Raw genomic sequence first — 614 nt, forward strand, 5'->3', positions numbered from 1 at the left:
ACAAGCGCTTTTGAGTGATTTTGGCTGGCAAGGCGCACTTCAAGCATTCGCTGTACTGTGTAGCTTTATGGTGATGTTTGCATTGTTCATGAGAACTGCGAAGCCACAAGCAAGTAACCATGCAAATGTTCAGGAAGACACACAAACCCTAAAAGAAGCATTAAAAGAAGCTTTCTCTCACAGAGGTTATTGGCTGATTCATGCAGGTTTCTTTGTGTGCGGCTTTCACGTGATGTTCATTGCAACTCACTTACCAAGTTATCTGGCAGATAAAGATTTACCAGCCTCAACCGCCGCAATGGCACTGGCGTATGTTGGCATCTTCAACATTTTTGGTTCGTACTTCTGGGGTGTTATGGCGGACCGCTTCAATAAACGCCATGTTATGTCTGCGCTGTATTTAATCCGCACGGTAGTGATTGGTGCTTTTGTGACTCTACCTGTCACCGAGCACACCGCAGTCATCTTTGGTGGTGCAATCGGCTTCTGTTGGTTAGGCACCGTGCCTCTCACATCTGGATTAGTCCGCCAGATTTTTGGGGCTCGTTACCTATCAACACTTTATGGCTTGGTATTTTTTACTCACCAAGTAGGAAGCTTCTTGGGGGCTTGGG

At 46.4% G+C, this 614-nt stretch carries 1 protein-coding gene; it reads left to right on the forward strand.

Translation table 11 applies throughout. The features are described from left to right. Positions 1 to 614, forward strand: a 614-nt coding sequence (locus R7Z47_RS25620) for an MFS transporter (protein WP_318130863.1), incomplete at both ends; no start/stop codon positions are given.

Origin of the sequence: Vibrio sp. 1641, from assembly GCF_033339995.1 — a bacterium.
Classification (GTDB): Bacteria; Pseudomonadota; Gammaproteobacteria; order Enterobacterales; family Vibrionaceae; genus Vibrio; species Vibrio alginolyticus.